Raw genomic sequence first — 20829 nt, 5'->3', positions numbered from 1 at the left:
TCGGGCGTGCCCGAGTGCGCCGAGGACGACTGCGAGGCGCCGGCCGCGGTCAGGCTCCACGTCCCGTGGGCCGAGAACCGCGAGGTGTGTGTGGCTCACGCCCGCGCGCTGGTCCAGCGCGACGGCGTGGTCGCCGAGCCCCTCGACGCCGACGGCGACTCGTGGCTCTGATCACTCCGACTCGTCGGCGCTCTCGGGCGTCGTGGCTTTCATCGCGACCGGATTGATCATCGCGCCGGTCGCGCGCTCGATGTTGATCGGCGCGCCCGTAAACAGGAAGTCGTACACGCCGTCGGCGGCCGCGCTTTCAGCGAGGTCTTCGAGCCACAGCACCTCGGCGAACGGCACGCCGAGATTCCGGTGGAACGCACCGTGGAGCGGCACCAGATACTCCTCGCCGTCGATGATCTGTACGTTCTTCTCGACGCTCAGCGTGTCGCCGCCGATGACGGGAAACTCCATCTCGTGGACCCACTCGACGAGCCCCTCGCTGTAGCACAGCCCCGGCTCTTCGAGCGGCGCCCACTCGTGTTCGGGGTCGTCGTCGCGGGCGCGGGCGACCGAGCCGGTCCGGATCACCGGCACGTCGCGGGGTCCGAGCGCCACCCCCTGTTCGTCGGCGGTGCGTTCGAGGTCCGCGCGCGAGATGCAGGCGTTGGGTTCCAGTCGATCGCCGGCCCCGCCCATCGCCCGCCCGACGTCAAGGAGGACGCCGCGGCCGACGATGCCGTGGTCCGCGACGTGCGAGACGTCGGCTCGCCCGAGCCCGCGCGTTTCGGACACCGACTCGCCCCCACACCCTTCGAGGGGCTCGTCGAACTCCTTGGTCGCCGCGGTGGTCTCGGCGTCGAACCCGTTGTAGATCCGGTCGCCGTACCACGCGTGGCCGGGCGCGTCGACGTGGGTCGTCCCCTGCGGGTACAGCGAGTTGACGAACCGGTCGTCGGAGAACTTGAGCCCGCCCGCCGACGGCTCGGCCTCACCCTCTCGGTAGGATCGCTCGTCCTGCGCGTTGGTGCGCCGGGCGACGGTCCGCGTCGGAAAGATCGGGTCGCGGTCCACCTCGCCGGTCATCGACGTCTGGAGCGTGAACGTCTCGATCCCGGTCGCGTCCTCCCGCGTCGCCGCTCGAACGCCGGCGAGTGCCTCCGCGCTCCCGAGGAAGTTCAACGCGCCGAGCTCGTCGTCCTCGCCCCACCGGCCCCAGTTTCTCGGCATCTCTTCGAGGAGCGCTTCGAGGTCGCCCTCGGGCCGGTCGGACTGCGCCGTCACGTCCCCCGCCGAGACGCCCGCGGCCGCGAACGCGGCGAGCGCGCCACATCCCCGGACGAACTCGCGTCGCTCCACGCCCCCTCCACTCGCTTCGGATCGGTTGTCGCTCATGTCGTTTTCCCCCCGGCATCCGTCCGGGACCGGGCGAGCGACGACACCGCGGTCGGCGAACGCACGGCCCCGACCCGGAACTGCCACGCGTACGCACCGGAGCCACGGCTATTACTGTTTGGATGGGTTTAGCGGCCGCGCGTCGGAATACGAACGCGGGGAGCCGTCAGCCGGCGCTCACTCGTGAGCGAAGTACGCGACCGTCTCGTCGTCGGCCTCCTGTCGATCGACCCGGGCGAACCCGACGCGCTCGAACTGGACCACCTCGTCGGGGTCGGCCTCCCGGAATCCGGGCTCTGCGTAGCCGATCACGTCGCCGTCCATGGTCCGCATCCGGGTGAGTGTCGCGCTGTCGGCGGGCACCCAGTGGATCACGTCGACGCCCTCCTCGCGGACCGCGGCGATGTCGTCGCCGGCGTACTCGAAGGTCTCGCCGTCGCGCCGGAAGCAGCCGAACCCCTTGAGCCAGACGCGCTCGCCGTCGGCCGGGACGTCGGGCTCCTCGATGCGGACCCGGTTGCCGGGGTCGATGTCGCGGGTGCCCCTGTCCTCGTGGTCGGGATGGACCGGCGGGCTCGCGGTCTCGGGGGGCTCGCCGGCGAGCGTGAAGTCGGCGTGGTCCTCGCGCACGAAGAAGTAGCGGTCGGCCTCGTCGTCGATCAGCTCGCGGTTGTTCGCGTACACCGTGCTCATCGCCAGATCGACGTTGCTCGTGGAGGTGCCGAGCCCGACCATCGCCTCGACCAGCGCCTCGCCGCGGATGCCCCGGCGCTCGACGCTCGGGAGCGTCGGCGCCCGCGGGTCGTCCCAGCCGTCGAGGTCGCCGGCCTCGATGAGCTCTCCGATCGTGGAGGTCGACATCTTCACGTCGTACTCGTCGACCTGAACGTGGCCCCAGTGGATGACCTCGGGGTACTCCCAGTCGAAGTAGTCGTAGACGAACCGCTGGCGCTTCGCCGAGTCCTGGAGGTCGATCCCCCGGATGATGTGGGTGACGCCGGTCAGGTGGTCGTCGACCCCCGACTGGAAGTCGAGCATCGGCCAACACCGGTCGTCCTCGGCCGCCTCGCGCGGGTGGGGCGTGTCGATGATCCGGAACGCGACCCAGTCTCGGAGCGCGGGGTTCTTGTGCTCGATGTCGGTCTTCACCCGGAGCACCATCTCGCCCGACTCGTACTCGCCGTCGACCATCGACTCGAACTCCGCCATCGTGGTCTCGGGGTCCTTGTCGCGGTGGGGACACGGCTCGGCGTCGTTCTTCAGGTCCGAGAACTCCCCGGCCGGACACGAGCAGGTGTAGGCGCCGCCCTTCTCGATGAGCCGACGGGCGTGGTCGTAGTACGTCTCGAGCCGGTCGCTGGCGCGGTAGACCTCGGCGGGCTCGAAGCCGAGGTAGTCGATCTCGTCGAGGATCTCGTCGTAAGCCCACAGAAGCGGGCGCTTGGTCTCGGGATCGGTGTCGTCGAACCGGACGATGAACTCCCCGTCGTACTCCTCGGCGTAGGTGCCGATGACCGCGGGCATCCGGGCGTGGCCGATGTGCCACGGCCCGTTGGGGTTCGGGGCACACCGCATGCGGACCTGATCGTACTCCTCGGCGTTCGGCAGGTCGGGCAGTAAGCTGTCGTCCTCGTCGTCGCTCTCGATCTCGGCGAGCCAGTCGGGCGCGAGGTCCGCGAGGCGGTCGCGGCGCTCGTCGGGGTCGAGGCCGTTGACCCGCGAAATGACCGGCCCGATGACGCCGGGGATCTCGTCGCCGTGCTGGCGGAAGTCGGGGTTGTCGCCCATCAGCGGCCCCATGATCGCGCCCACGTCGGCCTCGCTACCGTGCTTGACCGCGTTGACGAGGGCGTGCTTCTCGGCCTCCGTCTCGATCCGGTCTCGGAGTTCGTCGTCCATTGGGGTCCGTTTCGCGCGTCCGGGGGAAAACTGAACCGGATTCGGATCGATCGACGTGTCGGCGCGCTAACCGGGGCGCTTAGGTGTATCGAGGCGCACGTTTCGCTAACGCGTGACAGATCGCGACCGAACGGCGACCGGGATCGAGTTCCTCTATGTCGACGCCGAACCGCCGCCGGCGCCGGTCGCGGACGCCCCGGACCTGACGGGCAAACGGGTCGACTCGGCGGCGGCCGCCCGCGAGCGGCTCACCGACGGCGGGATCGACTGCGTCGTCAGCGAGTACGACCTGCCCGAGACCGACGGGATCGACCTGCTCGCGTCGGTCCGGGCCGAGCGACCCGATCTCCCGTTCGTGATCTTCACCGACTCGGGGAGCGAGACCGTCGCCAGCGACGCCCTCGGGGCGGGTGCGACCGACTACCTGCCGAAGTCGGCCGGCGGCGAGGAGCTGTGTGAGCGGATCCGGCGAGCGGCCGGCGCGTCCGAGCCCGGTCTGCCCGGCGACCGACTCCGCGAGCTGACCAACGCCTTCCCGGACGTCGCGTTCGTCTTGGACGAGGCGGGCCGGTATCTGGAGGTGCTGTCGAGTCCCGGAACGGCCGAACTGAAGACCTACGAACCCGAGTCGCTCGTCGGCCGGTACGTCCACGACGCCTTCGCCGACGAGACCGCGGACCGATTCGTCGATCACATCCGGGCCACGCTGGAGCGCGGCGACGTCCAGACCGTCGAGTATCAGATCGAGACCGACGACGGCGAGCGGTGGTTCGAGGGACGGGTCGCGCCGCTCGCCGAACCGGTCGACGGGCGCCGGGCGGTCGTGTGGGTCGCCCGCGACGTGACCGATCGCCGCGCCAACGAACGCGAGCTCGCGATCAGAAACGACCAGCTCGGGACGCTCACCCGGATCAACGACCTCATAAACCGGATCCTCCAGTCGCTGGTCGAGTCGGCCTCCCGCGAGGAGATCGAGCGGTCGGTCTGTGAGGGGCTCGCCAATTCGGAGTTCTATCAGTTCGCGTGGGTCGCCGGCCCGTGGGTCAAAGACGAGCGGACGACCCCGAGCGTCGTCGTCGGCGCCGACCGCGACGCCGTCGACCGGCTCGTCGCGGCGACCAGCGCCCGCCCGGAGTCCGAAAACGCCTTCTCGCAGGTCGTCAGCGACGGCGAGTCGGTCGTCATCGCGGACGCCGCCGACGCCGACCGCCTCTCGGAGCGCGAACGCGAGTGCATGCGCGAACTCGGGATGGTCTCTGCGGTGCTGGTGCCGCTGAGCTACGGTAACACCAACCACGGCGTGCTGGGGATCAGCGGCGCGTGCACCGACACGTTCGGCGACCGGGAGCTCACTGCGCTCGAAACGCTCGGAGAGGTCGTCGCGTTCGCGATCAACGCGGTCAAAAACCGGAACTTGATGCTCTCGGACACCGCCGTCGAACTCGAGTTTCGGCTCCCCGACTCGAACTCGGTGTTCGGCGTCCTCCCGGCGGCCCTCGACTGTCGGTGTCGGCTCGAGGGGTTCGTTCCGGCCGCCGAAGACCGGCTTTTGGAGTACGTCGCGGTCGAAGGGGCCTCGGCGTCGGCGGTCCGCGACCGGCTCCGGGATGCGGCGTCGGTCGCGGAGAGCCGCGTCGTCACCGACGACGACGGATGCCTACTGGAGATCGTCCACGAGTCCTCGCCGGTCGAACACCTCGTCAACGCCGGGACCGTCGTCACGTCGGCGTCCGCCGACTTCGGGGGTGTCCGGGTGCGGACCGAGGCGCCCCACGATCTGGACGTCCGCTCGGTCGTCGAAGAGTTGCGCCGGTCGTACCCCGACGCGGAACTGGTGAGCAAGCGCGAGACCAATCGACCGGTCAACACCGCCCGGGAGTTCCGGCGAACGTTGACCGAGGAACTGACCGAAAAACAGCGAAGCGCGCTCCGGGCGGCCTACTTTGCGGGCTACTACGACTACCCCCGCGGGAGCACCGCCGAGGAGGTCGCCGACTCGCTTGGGGTCTCCTCGCCGACGCTCCACCAGCACCTCCGGGCCGCCCAGCGCAAACTGGTCGAGACGTTCCTCGACTGAGTACTCGCGTGATATTAGCCGCGTGACACGCTCTCCGCAACTACCTAATTATTGAGGCATGGGTTTGTTGACCGTCCTGGCGGTAGGAGAAGGTGGTGGTCACCCGCAATGAGTGACGATACAGTCCGTGCCGGGACATCCGAGGACGACCACGTTCTCCGCAGTGGTCGAGCAGTCGCGACGCCGCCCTTCGACGTGCTGTTCGAGCTCCTCTCCGAGAGCCGCCGCCGGTACGCCCTCTACGCGCTGACGAGTACCGAGGACGGCCTCGCCGAGGTCGAGGCGCTCGCCGACGATGTGGCGCTGTGGGAGGCCAGAGCCGACGACGTCGCGCTCACCGACGAGCGCCGGAGCGCCATCGGCGACGCGCTCCGCGAGAAGCACCTGCCGCGGCTCGCGGACGCCGAGGTCGTCGACTACGACGAGCGAAGCGACGTCGTCCGGTACTGGCGCCAGCCCACGCTCGAGGAGTACCTCGAACACACTCACTTCAAAGAGTTCGACGCCGACTGAGTCGGTCCCCGCCGACGCTTCGTGCCCGCCGCGGCGCCGACCGTCGCCCTCCATCGCCGGCGCCGCGGCGGCGAATCTTCTCAGACGCCCCGACGCCGAGCGGTGCGAGCGCGATCAGTAGCCGCGCTCGACGAGGTAGTCGGCGATACCTTCGAGGAGTTCGCGCGCGTCGTTCTCCGGGAGCACTTCGAGCCGGCCCTTGCCCCGTTCGACGAGCTCCTGGGCCTTCTGTTTCGCGTAGTCGATGCTCCCGGCGTCGTGGAGCGCCGCGACAGCCTCGTCGATCTCGGCCTCCGTGACCGCCTCGACGTCGTCGGTCTCGACCAGCGCGTCGACGTCGACGCCCTGCTCGCGGGCGTGGAGCGTGATGATGGTCTGTTTGTTCTCCACGAGGTCGCTACCGCGCTGTTTGCCGAGTTGCTCGCTCGGCACGGTCAGATCGAGCACGTCGTCCTGTATCTGGAACGCCCGACCGACGTCGATGCCGTAGCGATAGAGTTGCTCGACCGTCTCGTCGTCGGCGCCGAACAGGATCGCGGGCATGGTGGCGGCCGCGCCGTACAGCACCGCGGTCTTGTGCTCGATCATGTCGAGGTACTCGTCTGGGAGCACGTCGAGCCGGCTCTCGAACTCGATGTCGCGGGCCTGACCCTCGCAGATCTTGGTGCAGGTCGTCGCGAGCACGTCCATCGCCTCGACCACGCGGTCGGCCGGGGCGTCGGCGTTCAGCAGGATCTCGAACGCTTTGGAGTAGAGGGTGTCGCCGGCCAGAATCGCGGTCTCGGTGTCGTACTCCCGATGGACCGCCGGCACGCCGCGCCGGAGGTCGTCGTCGTCCATGATGTCGTCGTGGATCAGCGTGAACGACTGGATGACCTCGATCGAGACCGCCGCGGCCATCATGTCTACCGGGCGACCGTCGATGTCGGGGAACGACCGGTAGTCGGCCGCCTCGGGGTCGACGTCCGCGAGCGCCTCCGCGACCAGCAACAGCACGGTGGGCCGGAGCCGCTTGCCCCCCGCATCGAGCAGGTAACGGGCGGCCTCGTAGAGCCGCTCGGGCTCGGCGACCGGCAGGTCCGCGACGATGGCGTCGTTGACCTGCTCGCGTCGCTGTTCGACGGCCCCCACCACCTGTGCTTCCAGTGTCTCGGCGCTCGCGTCGGTCATGTTACTCGACGAGTTGGATGAGGTTGCCGTTGCTCGTGACGTGGAGGTCTCGGCCCAGCTTGTAGCCCTGACTCTCACAGAGGTTGACGTACGGCGAGAAGCCCTTCATGTCCTGGTGGGCCGGGATGACGTGCTGGGGCTGGAGCGCGTCCAGCATCTCGTAGTGGCCCTCCTCGCGGAGGTGGCCCGAGACGTGGACGTCGTCGTAGATGCGTGCGCCCTGCATCTTCAGGAGGCGCTCGGACTGGTAGCGCTGGCCCTCGTTGGTCGGCTCCGGGATGACGCGGGCCGAGAAGATGACCTTGTCGCCGTTCTCCAGGTCGTAGGGCGTCTCGCCTCGGCCCATCCGGGTGAGCATCGCTCGGGGCTCGCCCTGGTGGCCGGTCACGATGGGGAGGTAGTTCTCCTTGCCCTCCTTCATGATCCGCTTGAACGTGCGGTCGACCGACTTCCGGTGGCCGAACATCCCCATGTCCTCGGGGAAGTCGACGAAGTCGAGTCGCTCGGCGGTGCCCGAGTACTTCTCCATCGAGCGCCCGAGCAACACCGGCTCGCGGCCGATGTCTTGGGCGAACTCCACGAGGCTCTTGACGCGGGCGATGTGGCTGGAGAACGTCGTCGCCACGATGCCGCCGTCGTAGTCCTCGACGGAGGTCATGACGTCTTCGAGGTGACGCCGCGCGACCGACTCGCTGGGGGTGCGGCCCTTCCGGCCCGCGTTGGTGCAGTCTTCGATGTACGCGAGGACGCCCTCGCCCTCGCGGCCGATCTCGCGGAACCGCTTCATGTCGATGGGGTCGCCGACGACCGGCGTGTGGTCCATCCGCTTGTCGAGGCCGTAGACGACCGCGCCCTCCGGGGTGTGGAGGACGGGGTTGATCGCGTCGATGATGGAGTGGGTGACGTTGACGAACTCGAGTTCGACCTGCCCGGAGTCGCCGATCGACATCGTCTCGCCGGCCTCCATCTTCACGAGGTCGTTCTCGACGCCGAACTTCTGCTCGCCCTGAATCTGCTGTTTCACCAGTTCGATCGTGAACGGGGCCGAGACGATCGGCGCGTTGTACCGGTGGGCGAGCTTGCTGATCGCGCCGATGTGGTCGAGGTGACCGTGGGTCGGCACGATCGCCTGCACGTCGCCTTCGAGTTCGGACATGACGCGGTCGTCGGGGATCGCGCCCATGTCGATCAGGTCCAGACTGTGCAGTTTCTCGGTCTCGACGTTGTCGTGGAGCAGGACCTTCGAGAGGTTCAGCCCCATGTCGAAGATGACAACGTCCTCGCCCGCGCGGACCGCAGTACACTGCCGGCCGACTTCTTCGTAACCGCCGATGGTTGCAATTTCGATTTCCATAGTTTCACCTGTTGTACGCAAAGCCACGTTCCGTGGCGTCCGTACGTACCTAAACCTGCCCGCGGCGTCGGGATCCCGGCCGCGGCGTCTCACAGCCGTCGGCGGGAGCCCGCGGTGGCGACCCACGAATCCGCGAGCGATCGGTCTATGCGGGCCTTACGCGTCCCGGTAATAAAAACTGCCGGGATCGCTACGGAGCGGTCACTCGGTGACCGGCTGGTAGGCGCCCGTGATGTCCCACTCGTGGATGCAGAAGGGCTCTCCGGCGTTGCCGTTCGCGATCGTCCAGTTCGCGGCGTCGGCGTCCCACACTTCCCGCCGACCGCACCGGTGACACTCGCGTTTCGTTGGCGGGTCGAGTTCGGCCATGTTTGTGAGAGAAGGTGGCACGGGGACTTAAAATAGTCCCCTGCATCAGGGTTTGCCGGAGACCCCACCTCACGCTCGGGAGCCGGACGCGAGTTCGTACCGGGCGGTGGTCCCGCGAGCCGTGATCTCGACCGCCTCGATCCGAAATCCGATGTCGTCGAGCCCGTACACCGCGAGGTCGTCGTCGAGCCCGCGAGCGATCGTGAACCGCGGCGGGCTCCGGGAGGGCCGATACACCAGATAGACGGTGTCGTCGTGGTTCATCGTCGAGGTGTACGCGAACCGAACCGCGCCGGCGTCGACGACGATCTCGGCGCCTTTCACCAGTCGGCTATCGCCCGTCGGCGTGATCGCGACGAGGCGCTTTTCGCGTCCGTCGACGGTGACGGTCTCGACCCCGACGTCGTAGGACTCACCGCCGGGGGCGAGGCCTGCACACCCCGACACCGCGGGCGCGCCAGCAGTCGCGAACGCCGCCGCGAGGAACTGACGCCGGTTCATATCGGGCGCTATCCGCGGCAGGCCGAATATACGTTCGGGTGCGGTCGGTCGCGCGCGACGGCCGGCCCGCACCTATTTACCGGGCACCGTCGAAGCCGAGCCACATGCGCAGACGCACGCTGCTGCGCTCGGCCGCGGGGGCCGCGTCGATGGGGGTCGTCGGGAGCGTCGGAGCCAGTCGGAGCCGCGGCGAGCAAGAGACCACGACAGACGGCGAGACGGGGACAGCGACCGAGACGGGGTTCTCGCTTCGGAGCCCCGCGTTCGAGAACGGCGGGTCGATACCGCCGGCGTTCACCTGCGACGGCGAGAACCGCTCGCCGCCGCTCCGGATCGAGTCGGTGCCGGACGGCGCCGAGTCGCTCGCGCTGGTGGTCGACGATCCAGACGCGCCCGACCCGCCGTTCGTCCACTGGCTACTGTGGGACGTCCCGGCCGACGCCGGGCGCATCCCGGCCGAGGTCCCGGCCGGCGAGACCGTCGACGCGCTCGACGGCGCGCGTCAGGGCGCGAACGGCACCGGAGAACTCGGGTACGTCGGCCCGTGCCCGCCGCGGGAGGACCCCCGCCACACCTACCTGTTCACCCTCTATGCGCTCGAAGAGCCGCTCGGCCTCGATCCCGGCGCGGGGTACGAGGAAGTGCTCGCGGCCGCGGTGCCGCGGGCGATCTCGCGGACCCGGTACGTCGGCCAGTACGAGCGCGCCGAGGAGGGCGCCGGCGGGGAGACGACCGCCGACGACGGGTCCGGTGACGCGACCGATTCGGCCGGCGACGTCGTCGAGGTGGCGGTCGGCCCGGAGGGCGACTACCTCAAGTTCGTCCCCGATCAGGTCGAGATCTCGGTCGGCGACACCGTGCGGTGGACCGCCGAGAGCGAGGGCCACAACGTCAGCGCCAAGCCCGAGGCCGACCCGAAGGTGTCGATCCCGGCGGACGCCGACCCGTTCGCCTCCTACGAGGCGAGCAGGTCGTTCATGGTGTTGCAAGTCGGCGAGACCTACGAGCACACCTTCACCGTTCCGGGGACGTACACGTACGTCTGCGTGCCCCACGCCGATCAGGGGATGGTCGGAGAGGTCGTCGTCGAGTAGTTCGGCGGGCGGTCCTCGCCGAATAGTTCGGTCGCGCGTCCGATTCCATTAACCGGCGTATGACGGCCACGAGACACTGAGACTTATTGTCGCGGGCGCCGGTGTGGCGGTGTATGACGGGGGACACGGGGGACGAGAGCACCGACCGAGAAACCGGACGACGGCGGTATCTGGACCGACGGCAGTTCATGATGGCGACCGGCGCGCTTGCGGGCGTCGGGGTGCTGTCGGGCAACGTCGGCGGACGAACGACACAGGACGAGGGGGACCTCGAATCGGAGTACCCGGGACTGCGGATCATCTCCGAGGAGCCCGAGAACGCCGAGGCGGCCGCGCGGGCGACCTACGAGAGCTACATCACGCCCCGGGAGGAACACTACATCCGCAACCACTACCCGACGCCGGACATCGACCCCGAGGAGTGGACCGTCTCGCTCACCGGGATGGTCGACGAGGAGGTCGAGGTCTCGGTGGACGAGATCCGGCGGGACTACTCGACCGAGACGGTGACTCACACGATGCAGTGTTCGGGCAACGGTCGGTCGTACTTCGACCCGCAGGTCGGGGGCAACCAGTGGACGTTCGGCGCGGTCGGCAACACCGTCTGGACGGGCACGCCGGTCGGCGAGGTGTTAGAGGCCTACGGCGCCGACACACAGGAGGGGACGTGGCTGTCGGTGATGGGCGGGGAGGCCCCGGAGGGCGAGGACATCTTCACCCGGTCGATCCCGATGGAGAAGGTGCTCGAAGACTGCCTGCTGGCCTACGAGATGAACGGCAGTCCGATGAACGACGACCACGGCTACCCGGTCCGACTGCTCGTTCCCGGGTGGTACGGCAACAACAACGTCAAGTGGGTCGACCGGATGCACGTCATGGACCGCATGGTGTTCGGCGAGGAGTGGGAGACCGAAGACCAGCGCCTCTACACCCACTGGCAGCAGTACTCCTACCGGCTCACGCCGATCGACGAGGAGACCGAGCAGTTCGAGCGCATCGACGCCTTCGACGTCCGGGACCAGATGGAGTCGTCGGACATCCGCCACCCGTACGTCTACGACCAGCTCGTCAAGTCGCTCATCGGCTATCCGGGCGCGGGCGCGACCGTCGAGCCCGGTCCGGGCGGCAGCGTCGAGGTGATCGGAGTCGCGTGGGCGGGCGACGACGAGGTCGACGCGATCGAGGTGTCGACCGACGGGGGCGACAGCTGGTCGGAGGCGGAGTTCTTCGGACCGGTCGACGCACCCTACTCGTGGCGCCAGTTCCGGTACGTCTGGGACGCAGAGCCGGGCTCGCACACGCTGTACTCGCGGGCGACCGACGCGAACGGCCGGACCCAGCCCGCCACCGTCTCGGATCCCGACGCCCAGCTCGTGTCGATCGAGGACGATCAGTTCCCGTGGAATCAGGGCGGGTACTGCAACAACGCCTACGAGCCCCACGGCGTCGAGGTGACCGTCGAGGCCGCCGGGGACGGCGAGGCCGAGACCGAGACCGCGGCCACGACGACCTCGTCGTAGCGGGCCGACCACGGCGGGACCGACCGCCGTTCAGCCGTCGTCGCGGACGTCGAGCAGTCGGATCTCGAACTCTACCGGGACGCCCGCGAGCTCGTGGTTGAAGTCGACCGAGACGGTCTCGTCGCCGACCGCGGTGATCCAGCCGGTCTCGCCGTCGTCGGCCCGGACGAGCTCTCCGACCGCGGCGGTGGCGTCGCTTCGATTCTCTATCTCGGTCCGCGGGAACTCCGCGACCCGCTCGTCGTCGTACTCGCCGAACGCCTCCGCGGGGTCGAGCCGAACCGTCCGTCGGTCGCCGACTTCCATCTCCCGGACCGCCCGGTCGAGTCCCTCGATCACCTTCCCCTCGCCGACCCGGAACTCAAGCGGCTTGTAGTCGCGGTGGTCGTGGTAGACGCCCGCGTCGAGCGCCTCGTCGACGTCGGTGGTGTCGAACACCTTCCCGGCGTCCTCGCCGTCCGCGATCCGTCCGGTGAAGTGGACGACCGCGATCTCGCCCTCGGATGCCATACGACCGCACACGACGCCGATCCCCTTGAGTCTCCGGGGCCGCCAACCCCGAACGTATTTATCGCTCCTTTGTTTAGGCTAGCCTAAAATGGTCGGCACCACCCTCAGAGACCTGCGCGAACGCATCGCCGACGACCACGAGGACGGCGGGCGCTACTACGTCGCCTGCGCCCGGACGGGCGAGCGCCCGGTCCCGGTGGCGGGCAAGCGCTTCCCCGACCGGGCGACCGCAGAGGAGGCCGCGCGGGCCGCGGCGGCCTACCGGGCGGAGCTCAGGCAGTACGATCCCCGGCTCCCGTGTTACGATCTGGTCGTCTCCGAGGACCCGGGTCTGCGCGACTCCCCGATCGTCGAGCGGTCGGCGTCGACCGGCGCGGGGACCACGCTGGACTTCTGTCACGACGTGGCGGCCGCGGTGTTCGAGGCCCTGACGGCGCTCGACGAGCGGGCGGTCGAGCGCGCGGCGATGGACGCCTACCTCCACTCGGCGGAGGCGGTCGTCGATCCCGACGACCTCTGTCTGGTGTTGCTCGCCACCATGGCGACCGAGATCGACGACCGTCTCGGCCCCGACCGACAGGACGAGGTGCTCCGTGCCGCGGCCGACCGGCTCGGGCCCCGGTCGAGCGAGGACCCGGTCGCCGCGACCCTCGACCGCTTCGACGGGCTCTCGCTGGTCGACGACTACGCGATCGACGCACGGCCGGTCGACCCCGAAGGCGGTCCCGACCGCTCGTGGACGGTGACCCTCGACGAGTACGCCTTCGATCTGACGGGCCGGCGGCTACCCACCCTCCCGCTGGCCGTCGAACTGCTCCGTCACCGCCCCGAGCGCACCGTGGCGGTCACCGACGCGCGTCCCGTCGGCGACGGCGCGTGGCGGTGCGTCGTCACCGCGGGCGGCGACCGGGCCGCGGGCCTCGCGAACGCGGTGCCCGCAGAGGATTAGACCTCGAAGTCCGGCAGGTCGTCGGGGGCCTCGTACTCGCCCTCCCAGTCGATGTAGGCGTCTTCGAGCACGTCGCAGACGATCTGGCCGAACTCGGTCATCGCGGCGTTGATGCCCGAGACGATGTTCCACGAGTCGATCTCCGGGTGGTAGCTCCGCTCTTTCCAGTCCTCGGGGATTCCGGGGGCGTGATAGCCCACCCGGTCGGCGAACGAGTCCCAGAAGAAGTCGTACTCCGCGAACATTTCGAGGTCCCGGACGATGGCGTACTCCTCGTCGGTCAGGTCGGTGTGGGCGGCCCACTCGTCGAACGCGTCGATCCACGCGCCGTCTTCGAGGTACGCTTCGAGCTCGTCGCGGCGGTAGTCGTCGCCCTGCACGTCGGCGTCCTCGTACTCGGAGGCGTCCACGTTCGTGGAGAGCGACGGCGGCGACGGCGCGTCGACGTCGAGTGACATGGGTCGCGGTACGCGGCCCGACCGCAAAAAGGTGCCCGTCGGCGCCACGCGCCGACTCGCCCCCGCCGGGCGGGCGCGTCGACGGCTCGACGGGGCGAAAGCCGAGACTACTCGGCCGTAACTCGAAATACGCGCGAGACACCGCCGATTACGGCCGTGGACGGTCCCGACGCTTTATTTCCGGTTCGTCCTCAGCCCCGCCCGCAGTATGTGTGACAAACAGACGCAGTCGATCCGGAACGCGGCGACGCTGGCGGTCGCCGCTGTGGTACTGATCGGGTTCGCCGGGGCCGGCACGGCCGCGGTCGCGGCGAGCCAGGACGGCACGGCCGAGGTACGGGTGGCCCACATGTCGCCGGACGCGCCGGCGGTGGACGTGCTGGTCGACGGCGACGCCGTCCTCGAAGGCGTCGAGTTCGGCGCGGTGAGCGACTACCTCGAACTCGAGGCCGGCGACCACGAGGTCGTCATCCAGACGTCCGAAAACGAGACCGTCGTCTTCGAGGACACGATCACGGTCGAGGCCGACACGAGCTACACCGTCGCCGCCGCCGGCGAGGTGAGCCAGGACACGTTCGCGCCCCAGATCTACGTCGACGACCCCGAACACCCGAGCGAGGAGAACGCGTCGGTTCGGCTGGTCCACGTCTCGCCCGACGCCGGGCCCGTCGACGTGACCGTCGAGAGCACGGGCGCGGTGCTGTACGACAACGCGACGTTCCCGAACGCGACCGGGTACGTAACCGTCCCGGCCGGCGACTACACCCTCGAAGTCCGGCCCGCGACCGAGGGCAACGACGGCGAGGTGCTGACGACCTTCGACGTCACCGTCGAGGGCGCGAGCACCTACTCCGCGTTCGCGGCGGGCTACCTCGCGCCCGACGAGGCGGCCGCCGACACGCCGTTCGACCTGATCGTCGCTCAGGACACCGGCGGCAACCAGACGACGATGAACGCGACCGCGCCGGTCGCGGCGTAGCCGCGCCGAATTCACACCTCGGCGAGTCGCAGAGGAGCGACTCGGGGTCCGGGCGCCTACTCGCCCGCTTCGATCCGCTCGGCGGCGGCCTCGAGTTGCTCGCGGCGCCGCTCGTGGGCGTCCTCGCGTAGCGCTCGCTGGTTGTCGGTCGGGCAGTCGAGATCCGGCACCGGCGTCGGCGTGCCGTCGTCGTCGAGCGCGACGAAGGTGAAAAACGAGGTGGTGGTCTTTCGCTCCTCGCCGGTCCGGGGGTTCTCCGCGCGGACGTCGACTTTCACGTCCACGCTGGTCCGACCGGTGTTGAACACGTACGCCTCGATCACCGCCACCTCGCCGAGGTCGATCGCGGAGATGAAATCGACGTGGTCCATCGAGGCGGTGACACACTGGTAGTTCGAGAACCGCATCGCCGAGATGGCGCCGCAGATGTCCATCCAGTGGAGCACCGCGCCCCCGAGCGCCCGGCCGAGGTTGTTGGTGTCGTTCGGGAGCAGCATCTCGGTCATCTCGGTGTACGAGTCCAACAGCGTGGCGCGTTCTGCCATCGGAGAGCGGTTCGCTCGCCCGTCGGATGTCGCTTTCGCCTCGGGGTTGATCGGCGACTCCGGGACGCCCGCCGGCCCGGCGCGCGGCGAGTCCGCCGCCCGAAAAGAGGCAACTTTTTCCACGCACCGCCCGACACGTCGGGTATGAACCTCTCCGACGAGCAGGAAGCCATCAGGGACGTCGTTCGGGAGTTCGCCGTCGAGGAGATCCGCCCGACCGCCGCCGAGGCCGACAGCGACCAGACGTTCCCCGAGGACGTCTGGGACGGGCTCGCCGACCTCGATCTGACCGGGATGACCGTTCCGGAGGCGTACGGCGGCCTCGACGTCGATCGGCTCACCTACAGCCTCGTCAACGAGGAAGTCGCCTACGGAATGTTGTCGGTCGCGACCGCGCTGTCGGTCCACTGTCTGGCGACCTCCTGCATCGCGGAGTTCGGCGACGACGACCAGCGCGAGCGGTGGCTCCCCGAGATGGTCGACGGTCGGCCGGTCGGGGCGTTCGCGCTCTCGGAGCCCCAGGCGGGCTCGAACCCCGCCGAGATGACCACCGAAGCGCGACGCGAGGGCGACGAGTACGTCCTCAACGGCAAGAAGCAGTGGATCACCAACGGCCAGCGCGCGGGCGTCGTGGTCCTGTTCGCCAAGACCGACCGCGACGACCCCCGGTCGGTCACCCAGTTCGTGGTGCCCAAAGACGCCGACGGCCTCGAAGTCGGCAAGAAAGAGGACAAGCTCGGGCTCCGGGCGAGCGACACCACGTCGCTGGTGTTCGACGACGTGCGGATTCCCGCCGCGAACCGGCTGACCGAGGAGGGCAAGGGGCTGTCGGCGGCGCTCCACATCCTGAACGGCGGCCGGATCGGGATCGCGAGCCAGTCGGTCGGGCTCGCCCAGTCGGCGCTCGACGAGGCCGTCGAGTACGCCGGCGAGCGCGAGCAGTTCGGCCAGCCGATCGCCGAGATACAGACCATCCGGCACAAGATCGCCGACATGCGGACACGGCTCGGGGCCGCGCGCCTGCTCGCCCGCGACGCCGCCCGGAAAGACGACCGCGGCGAGGACGTCGAGTTGGCCGCCAGCATGGCGAAGTACTTCGCGAGCGAGACCGCGGTCGACGTCGCCAACGAGGCGGTCCAGATCCACGGCGGCTACGGCTACACCACCGACTTCGACGTCGAACGGCTCTACCGCGACTCGAAGATCACGACCATCTACGAGGGGACCTCCGAGATCCAGAAGAAGGTCATCGCGCGGAACGTGTTGGGCTGACCGGCAGTACCGCCACGTTTATCATTATAGACTGAATCGGCGTGAACGAGATGGTCGTGTCCGAGGAGTCCCGACTCGTGGACTTCGACGCCGAAGCGGCGCTCGCCGCGGCCCGCGAGGTCGACCGAGACGCCGTTCACATCTGCGTCGAGTACACCGAATCCGAGTTTCACACGCTGTACGCCGACGAGGCGACGATGGCGCTGTACGACGACCGCGCGGCGATGGAGTCTCACTTCGAGGAGGTCCACTCGTACGTCCACATCGACTTCACCGAGACCGACCTGTTCGGCGAACTCTTCCGGGCGGCCGGCGACGTCCGATCGTTCGTGACCGTGATGGAACACGCCACCGTCCTGCGTGTTCTCGTCGGCTCGCAGGGACTGTTCTTCTCGACGGACCCCGAGGCCGACGTGACGGCGCTGGTGACCGCCGTCGAGGACGCGATCGACTGATCGGCGCCGGCCGAACGCTTTTCGCGTCGGTGGCCCTATCGGCGAGCGTGACCCGAGACGACGCGCCCGCGGCCGTGGTGTACGACCTCGACGGGACAGTGGTGCGACTCGACGTCGACTGGGCGGACGTCGAGCGCCGCCTCGAAGCGCTGTTAGAACGGGAGGGCGTCGACGCCGAGCCGCTGAGCGCGTGGTCGCTGCTCGAAGCGGCCGAGGCGGCGGGCGTCGGCGAGGAAGCCGACGAACTCATCGCCGCGGCCGAGCGCGAGGGCGCCCGCGCCCCAACGCGGCTCCCGCTGGCCGACGAGCTTCTCGCCCGCGAGGTGCCGGTCGGGATCTGCTCGCTCAACCACGAGTCGGCGGTCCGTATCGCGCTCGACGCCCACGACCTCGCCGACGGCGTCGACAGCGTCGTGGGCCGTGGGACCGTCCCCGAGCGAAAGCCCCATCCCCGAGCGCTACTGGCGGCGGTCGAGGACCTCGGGGTCGAGCCGGCGGACGTGCTGTTCGTCGGCGACTCGGCCAGCGACGAGGAGACCGCAGAGGCGGCCGGGACGCGCTTCGAGTGGGTCTGATCACTCCCGGCCGAAGTTCTCGAGGAGTCGGTCGCCGAACGCGACCACGAGGAGCGCGCCGACGACGTTGAACACGAGATCGAGGGCGGTGTCACGGGCGCTGTAGGGGATCAAGAGCGGCTCGACGCCGAGCCGTCTGCTGACCGCGTGGATCGCGTACTCCAGAAGCTCCCAGAGGACGCCCGCGCAGGCGACGACCCCGATCACGTTTCGCTCGGGGTCGCGGCCCCGACGCCGGGCCGCGACGTGGACGATCCCGCCAAGCAACGTCGCCGAGAGGGTGTGGGTGACGTGGTCCCACCACCCCACGTCGTCGTAGGGACCCAGCATGCCGACCGCGTGGGCGAGCATCGCGATCCCGGCGTAGACCCGTTGCCACGGCCGGAACTCGACGGCGTACCGGCGTTCGAGCAGGTCGGGGACGAACGTGACCGCCAGCGTCAGGACGGCGTTCGCGACGGCGCCGGGGCTCCGGCGGCGGATTCCCGCGCCGAACACCGCGACGATCGCCCACCTGATCGCGCGCTCGACCGCCCGGGCCGCAGTGGTCAGCCTCGCCATGTGTCTGATCGGACAGTACGGGCGGTAAACCGAAATACCTCACTCTTCGGCGCGCCGAGCGTAGGCGAACACCGACACCGCGACGACGAACCAGACCAGCGCGCCGACCCGGACGGCGAACGACACCCGCGACTCCCAGGTCGGGAGCGCGACGCCGGTGGCGAACGCGAGCAACGCGACGACGGGCGCCCCGACCACGATGGTGAGGACGAAGGTGGTCTGCATCACCCACCCGTAGTCGACGCCCTCGGGGTCGTGGCTCTCGACTGGTTCGGGCACGCGTGGAACGCGGGACGCGGGTGGCTTAACGGTTTGGAACCGAATACGTTTAACCGAGCGCCCGCGACCCACTCGGTATGACAACCGTTCGGGACCTCGCGGCGACCGACGACGACGAGGAGATAACGATGCTGACGGCCTACGACGCGCCGACCGCCGGGATCGTCGACGACGCGGGCGTCGACGTGATCCTGGTCGGCGATAGCTTGGGCAACGCGGTGCTTGGCTACGACTCGACGCTCCCGGTCACCGTCGAGGAGATCCGGAGCCACACCGCGGCGGTCGCCCGCGCCACCGACGACGCGCTGGTAGTTGCCGACATGCCGTTCCTGAGCTACGGCGTCGACGAGAGCGAGACCATCGAGCACTGCGGACGGATGTTGAAGGAGGCAGACGCCAACGCGGTCAAGTTAGAGAGCGGCCCCCACACCGTCGAGGTGACCGAGCGCCTCGTCGATCTGGGGATTCCGGTGATGGCCCACCTCGGGCTGACGCCCCAGCGCGTGAACCAGCTCGGGGGGTACTCCCGGCAGGGGACCGACGAGGAGAGCGCCGGCGAACTCCTCGATCTCGCGACGGCCCACGAGGCGGCGGGGGCGTTCGCGCTCGTGCTCGAACACGTCCCGGCGAACGTGGCGGCCCAGATCACCGAGGCCCTCGACATCCCGACGATCGGCATCGGCGCGGGTCCCGACACCGACGGGCAGGTGCTCGTGCTCAACGACGTGTTCGGGCTGAGCGACCGGACGCCCCCGTTCTCGACGCAGTTCGGCGACGTGCGCGCCGAGATGGAGGGCGCCGTCGAGCGGTTCCGCGACGCAGTCGAGTCCGGGGAGTTCCCGGCCGACGAACACAGCTACGACGAGGACGCGATCGACGACCTCTACTGACTCACAGCGAGACGCCCGCCAGCGCCAGCAGATTCACCGCGAGCGTCCCGAGCAAGAAGAGCGGCAGGATCGTCCGGACCGACCAGAGCCACGCCGGGCCGACCGACCGCGACCGGGCGCCCGCGCCGGTGGCGTACTCCGCGAGCGCGTCGGCGCCGAGCACCCAGCCGACGAACAGCAGAAATCCGACCAGCCCGGCGGTCAGCATCAGATCGACGAGCGTGCTCGCCACGAAGTCGAACAGCGCGGGATTCAGCGCGTTCGCGCCCCCGGTGAACAGGATCACGCTCGCCAGCGAGAGGGTGGCGGTCCGCCGGCTCACGCCGTGTTCGTCGACGAGGTACGCGACCGGGATTTCGAGCATGCTGATCGACGACGAGAGCGCCGCCAGCGAGACGACTCCGAAGAACGCCACCGCGATCACGCCCCCGAGCGGGAGCTGGGCGAACGCCCCGGCGATGGAGACGAACAGCGCGCCGGGCCCGCCGCCGGCCGCCGCGGGACCGGTGAGTTCGCCGAAGGTGGTAAAGAGCAGCGGGAACACCACGAGCCCCGCCAGAACGCCGACGCCGGTGTTCAGCACCGCGATCGTACTGCCGTCGACCGCGAGGTCCCGGTCGTCGCCGAGGTACGAGGCGTACGTGATCATGGTGCCCGCACCCAGCGAGAGCGTAAAGAGGGCCTGTCCGGCGGCCGCGCCGATCACGTCCAAGAGGTTCGCCCGCAGGTACGCGGCGTCGAAGTCGAGGTAGAACGCGAGCCCCGCGTCGGCGCCCGGCTGGGTGATCGCCCACCCCGCGAGCGCGACCAGCAGGGCGAGGATGGCCGGCATCATCACCTTCGTCGCCTTCTCGATGCCGTCCCGGACCCCACCGAGCACGATGAACGCGGTCACCCCGAGGAAGGCGGCGTGAAACCCAAGCGCCTCGATGCCGAAGTTGATCCCCTCGAAGTACGCGCCGGGCGACCCGAAGTACGACCCCGTGAAGCTCGCGAGGAAGTACCGGAAGATCCACCCGCCGACGACGCTGTAAAACGACAGCAACGCGAGCGCGGTCACGACCCCGAACAGGCCGACAGCGCCCCACGACTTCGACCCGGAGAGCCGAAAGAGCGCGCCCGCCGGGTTGCGCTGGGAGCGTCGCCCGATCACGAACTCCGCGAGCAGGCCCGGCACCCCGACCAGCAGGATGATCCCGAGGTACACCGCCAGAAACGCGCTCCCGCCGTTCTCGGCGGTCATCCACGGGAACCGCCAGATGTTACCTAATCCCACTGCGCTTCCCACGGCGGCGAGGATGAAGCCGACGCGGGTCCGCCACGATTCGCGTGTCATTGGCCCACACTCGACAGTCCGCGGGTAAGAGAGTTTCGAGTTTAGAACCGTAGGTTGGAAAATATAATAATTCTCGGGCGTATATCCGGATTTTTCGGGATCCCAAACCCCGTCAATCAGCGATACCGGCTACGATTCGT

23 protein-coding genes are annotated in these 20829 nt (G+C 69.0%); 11 read left to right on the top strand and 12 right to left on the bottom strand.

The window, feature by feature from the left end:
* Nucleotides 1-6 precede the first annotated feature (6 nt).
* Entirely contained in the window at nt 7-171 is a 165-nt protein-coding gene (locus tag EPY72_RS19395) for a DUF8014 family protein (protein WP_167599419.1), read from the top strand.
* Here the strand turns inward: EPY72_RS19395 and EPY72_RS09565 are convergent, their stop codons facing one another.
* Complete coding sequence (locus EPY72_RS09565) at nt 172-1383, bottom strand: cyclase family protein (protein ID WP_135806277.1); 1212 nt, start codon at nt 1381-1383, stop codon at nt 172-174.
* Nucleotides 1384-1560: 177 nt separating this feature from the next.
* Nucleotides 1561-3282, bottom strand: a complete 1722-nt coding sequence (locus EPY72_RS09560) for a glutamate--tRNA ligase (RefSeq protein ID WP_134669940.1) — start codon at nt 3280-3282, stop codon at nt 1561-1563.
* 112 nt (nt 3283-3394) lie between these two features.
* On the opposite strand from EPY72_RS09560, the gene EPY72_RS09555 reads away from it, so the two are divergent.
* Both EPY72_RS09555 and EPY72_RS09550 read left to right on the top strand, forming a co-directional pair.
* Nucleotides 3395-5359 (top strand): bacterio-opsin activator domain-containing protein, encoded by a 1965-nt coding sequence (locus EPY72_RS09555; protein WP_135806276.1) that lies wholly within the window; start codon nt 3395-3397, stop codon nt 5357-5359.
* Nucleotides 5360-5467: 108 nt separating this feature from the next.
* Entirely contained in the window at nt 5468-5872 is a 405-nt protein-coding gene (locus EPY72_RS09550; RefSeq protein ID WP_210423526.1) for a DUF7344 domain-containing protein, read from the top strand.
* Between the two features lie 114 nt (nt 5873-5986).
* On the opposite strand, the gene idsA3 is transcribed toward EPY72_RS09550, so the two are convergent.
* The 4 genes from idsA3 to EPY72_RS09535 form a co-directional block, all read right to left on the bottom strand.
* Nucleotides 5987-7042, bottom strand: coding sequence for a geranylfarnesyl diphosphate synthase (idsA3, locus tag EPY72_RS09545; RefSeq protein ID WP_134669937.1), 1056 nt, complete (start codon nt 7040-7042; stop codon nt 5987-5989).
* A 1-nt stretch (nt 7043) separates the two neighbouring features.
* Nucleotides 7044-8396, bottom strand: coding sequence for a ribonuclease J (locus tag EPY72_RS09540; protein ID WP_134669935.1), 1353 nt, complete (start codon nt 8394-8396; stop codon nt 7044-7046).
* Nucleotides 8397-8597: 201 nt separating this feature from the next.
* On the bottom strand, nt 8598-8765 hold the full coding sequence (locus EPY72_RS19390; RefSeq protein WP_167599418.1) for an HEWD family protein: 168 nt from the start codon (nt 8763-8765) through the stop codon (nt 8598-8600).
* A gap of 69 nt (nt 8766-8834) precedes the next feature.
* A complete protein-coding gene (locus tag EPY72_RS09535) occupies nt 8835-9266 on the bottom strand; it encodes a hypothetical protein (RefSeq protein ID WP_135806275.1) in 432 nt (143 codons plus the stop codon).
* Between the two features lie 104 nt (nt 9267-9370).
* Between EPY72_RS09535 and EPY72_RS19690 the strand changes: the two genes are divergently transcribed.
* Both EPY72_RS19690 and EPY72_RS09525 read left to right on the top strand, forming a co-directional pair.
* Entirely contained in the window at nt 9371-10360 is a 990-nt protein-coding gene (locus EPY72_RS19690) for a YbhB/YbcL family Raf kinase inhibitor-like protein (protein WP_135806274.1), read from the top strand.
* Between the two features lie 113 nt (nt 10361-10473).
* Nucleotides 10474-11880 (top strand): sulfite oxidase, encoded by a 1407-nt coding sequence (locus EPY72_RS09525; protein WP_135806273.1) that lies wholly within the window; start codon nt 10474-10476, stop codon nt 11878-11880.
* Nucleotides 11881-11910: 30 nt separating this feature from the next.
* Here EPY72_RS09525 and EPY72_RS09520 read toward each other — a convergent pair whose 3' ends face one another.
* Complete coding sequence (locus EPY72_RS09520) at nt 11911-12390, bottom strand: FKBP-type peptidyl-prolyl cis-trans isomerase (protein ID WP_134669930.1); 480 nt, start codon at nt 12388-12390, stop codon at nt 11911-11913.
* 88 nt (nt 12391-12478) lie between these two features.
* Here EPY72_RS09520 and EPY72_RS09515 point away from each other — a divergent pair, with 88 nt between their 5' ends.
* A complete protein-coding gene (locus EPY72_RS09515; protein ID WP_135806272.1) occupies nt 12479-13339 on the top strand; it encodes a DUF7551 domain-containing protein in 861 nt (286 codons plus the stop codon).
* Here the strand turns inward: EPY72_RS09515 and EPY72_RS09510 are convergent.
* Nucleotides 13336-13797, bottom strand: a complete 462-nt coding sequence (locus EPY72_RS09510; protein WP_134669927.1) for a DUF7992 family protein — start codon at nt 13795-13797, stop codon at nt 13336-13338. The genes EPY72_RS09515 and EPY72_RS09510 overlap by 4 nt on opposite strands.
* Before the next feature lie 208 nt (nt 13798-14005).
* Here EPY72_RS09510 and EPY72_RS09505 point away from each other — a divergent pair, with 208 nt between their 5' ends.
* Nucleotides 14006-14776, top strand: a complete 771-nt coding sequence (locus EPY72_RS09505) for a DUF4397 domain-containing protein (RefSeq protein WP_135806271.1) — start codon at nt 14006-14008, stop codon at nt 14774-14776.
* A 56-nt stretch (nt 14777-14832) separates the two neighbouring features.
* On the opposite strand, the gene EPY72_RS09500 is transcribed toward EPY72_RS09505, so the two are convergent.
* A complete protein-coding gene (locus EPY72_RS09500; RefSeq protein WP_134669923.1) occupies nt 14833-15321 on the bottom strand; it encodes an acyl-CoA thioesterase in 489 nt (162 codons plus the stop codon).
* A 144-nt stretch (nt 15322-15465) separates the two neighbouring features.
* Here EPY72_RS09500 and EPY72_RS09495 point away from each other — a divergent pair, with 144 nt between their 5' ends.
* From EPY72_RS09495 to EPY72_RS09485, 3 genes are read left to right on the top strand one after another with little or no spacing between them, the layout of a single operon-like run.
* Nucleotides 15466-16593: an acyl-CoA dehydrogenase family protein gene (locus tag EPY72_RS09495; protein WP_135806270.1), complete on the top strand. Its 1128-nt coding sequence runs from the start codon at nt 15466-15468 to the stop codon at nt 16591-16593.
* A 50-nt stretch (nt 16594-16643) separates the two neighbouring features.
* On the top strand, nt 16644-17048 hold the full coding sequence (locus EPY72_RS09490) for a DUF7522 family protein (RefSeq protein ID WP_134669919.1): 405 nt from the start codon (nt 16644-16646) through the stop codon (nt 17046-17048).
* 47 nt (nt 17049-17095) lie between these two features.
* A complete protein-coding gene (locus EPY72_RS09485; protein WP_134669917.1) occupies nt 17096-17623 on the top strand; it encodes an HAD family hydrolase in 528 nt (175 codons plus the stop codon).
* On the opposite strand, the gene EPY72_RS09480 is transcribed toward EPY72_RS09485, so the two are convergent.
* Together EPY72_RS09480 and EPY72_RS09475 are read right to left on the bottom strand one after the other, a co-directional pair.
* Entirely contained in the window at nt 17624-18184 is a 561-nt protein-coding gene (locus tag EPY72_RS09480; RefSeq protein ID WP_134669910.1) for a DUF2238 domain-containing protein, read from the bottom strand.
* 39 nt (nt 18185-18223) lie between these two features.
* Complete coding sequence (locus EPY72_RS09475) at nt 18224-18463, bottom strand: DUF5822 domain-containing protein (protein ID WP_134669908.1); 240 nt, start codon at nt 18461-18463, stop codon at nt 18224-18226.
* 77 nt (nt 18464-18540) lie between these two features.
* Between EPY72_RS09475 and panB the strand changes: the two genes are divergently transcribed.
* Nucleotides 18541-19353 (top strand): 3-methyl-2-oxobutanoate hydroxymethyltransferase, encoded by an 813-nt coding sequence (gene panB, locus EPY72_RS09470; RefSeq protein WP_134669906.1) that lies wholly within the window; start codon nt 18541-18543, stop codon nt 19351-19353.
* Nucleotide 19354: 1 nt separating this feature from the next.
* Here panB and EPY72_RS09465 read toward each other — a convergent pair whose 3' ends face one another.
* Nucleotides 19355-20689, bottom strand: coding sequence for a sodium-dependent transporter (locus EPY72_RS09465; RefSeq protein ID WP_135806269.1), 1335 nt, complete (start codon nt 20687-20689; stop codon nt 19355-19357).
* Nucleotides 20690-20829 lie beyond the last annotated feature (140 nt).

Source organism: Halorussus marinus (assembly GCF_004765795.1).
Taxonomy (GTDB): Archaea; Halobacteriota; Halobacteria; order Halobacteriales; family Haladaptataceae; genus Halorussus; species Halorussus marinus.
Note: the sequence above shows the minus strand (reverse complement) of the source record. Positions and strands in the feature narration are given on the sequence as shown.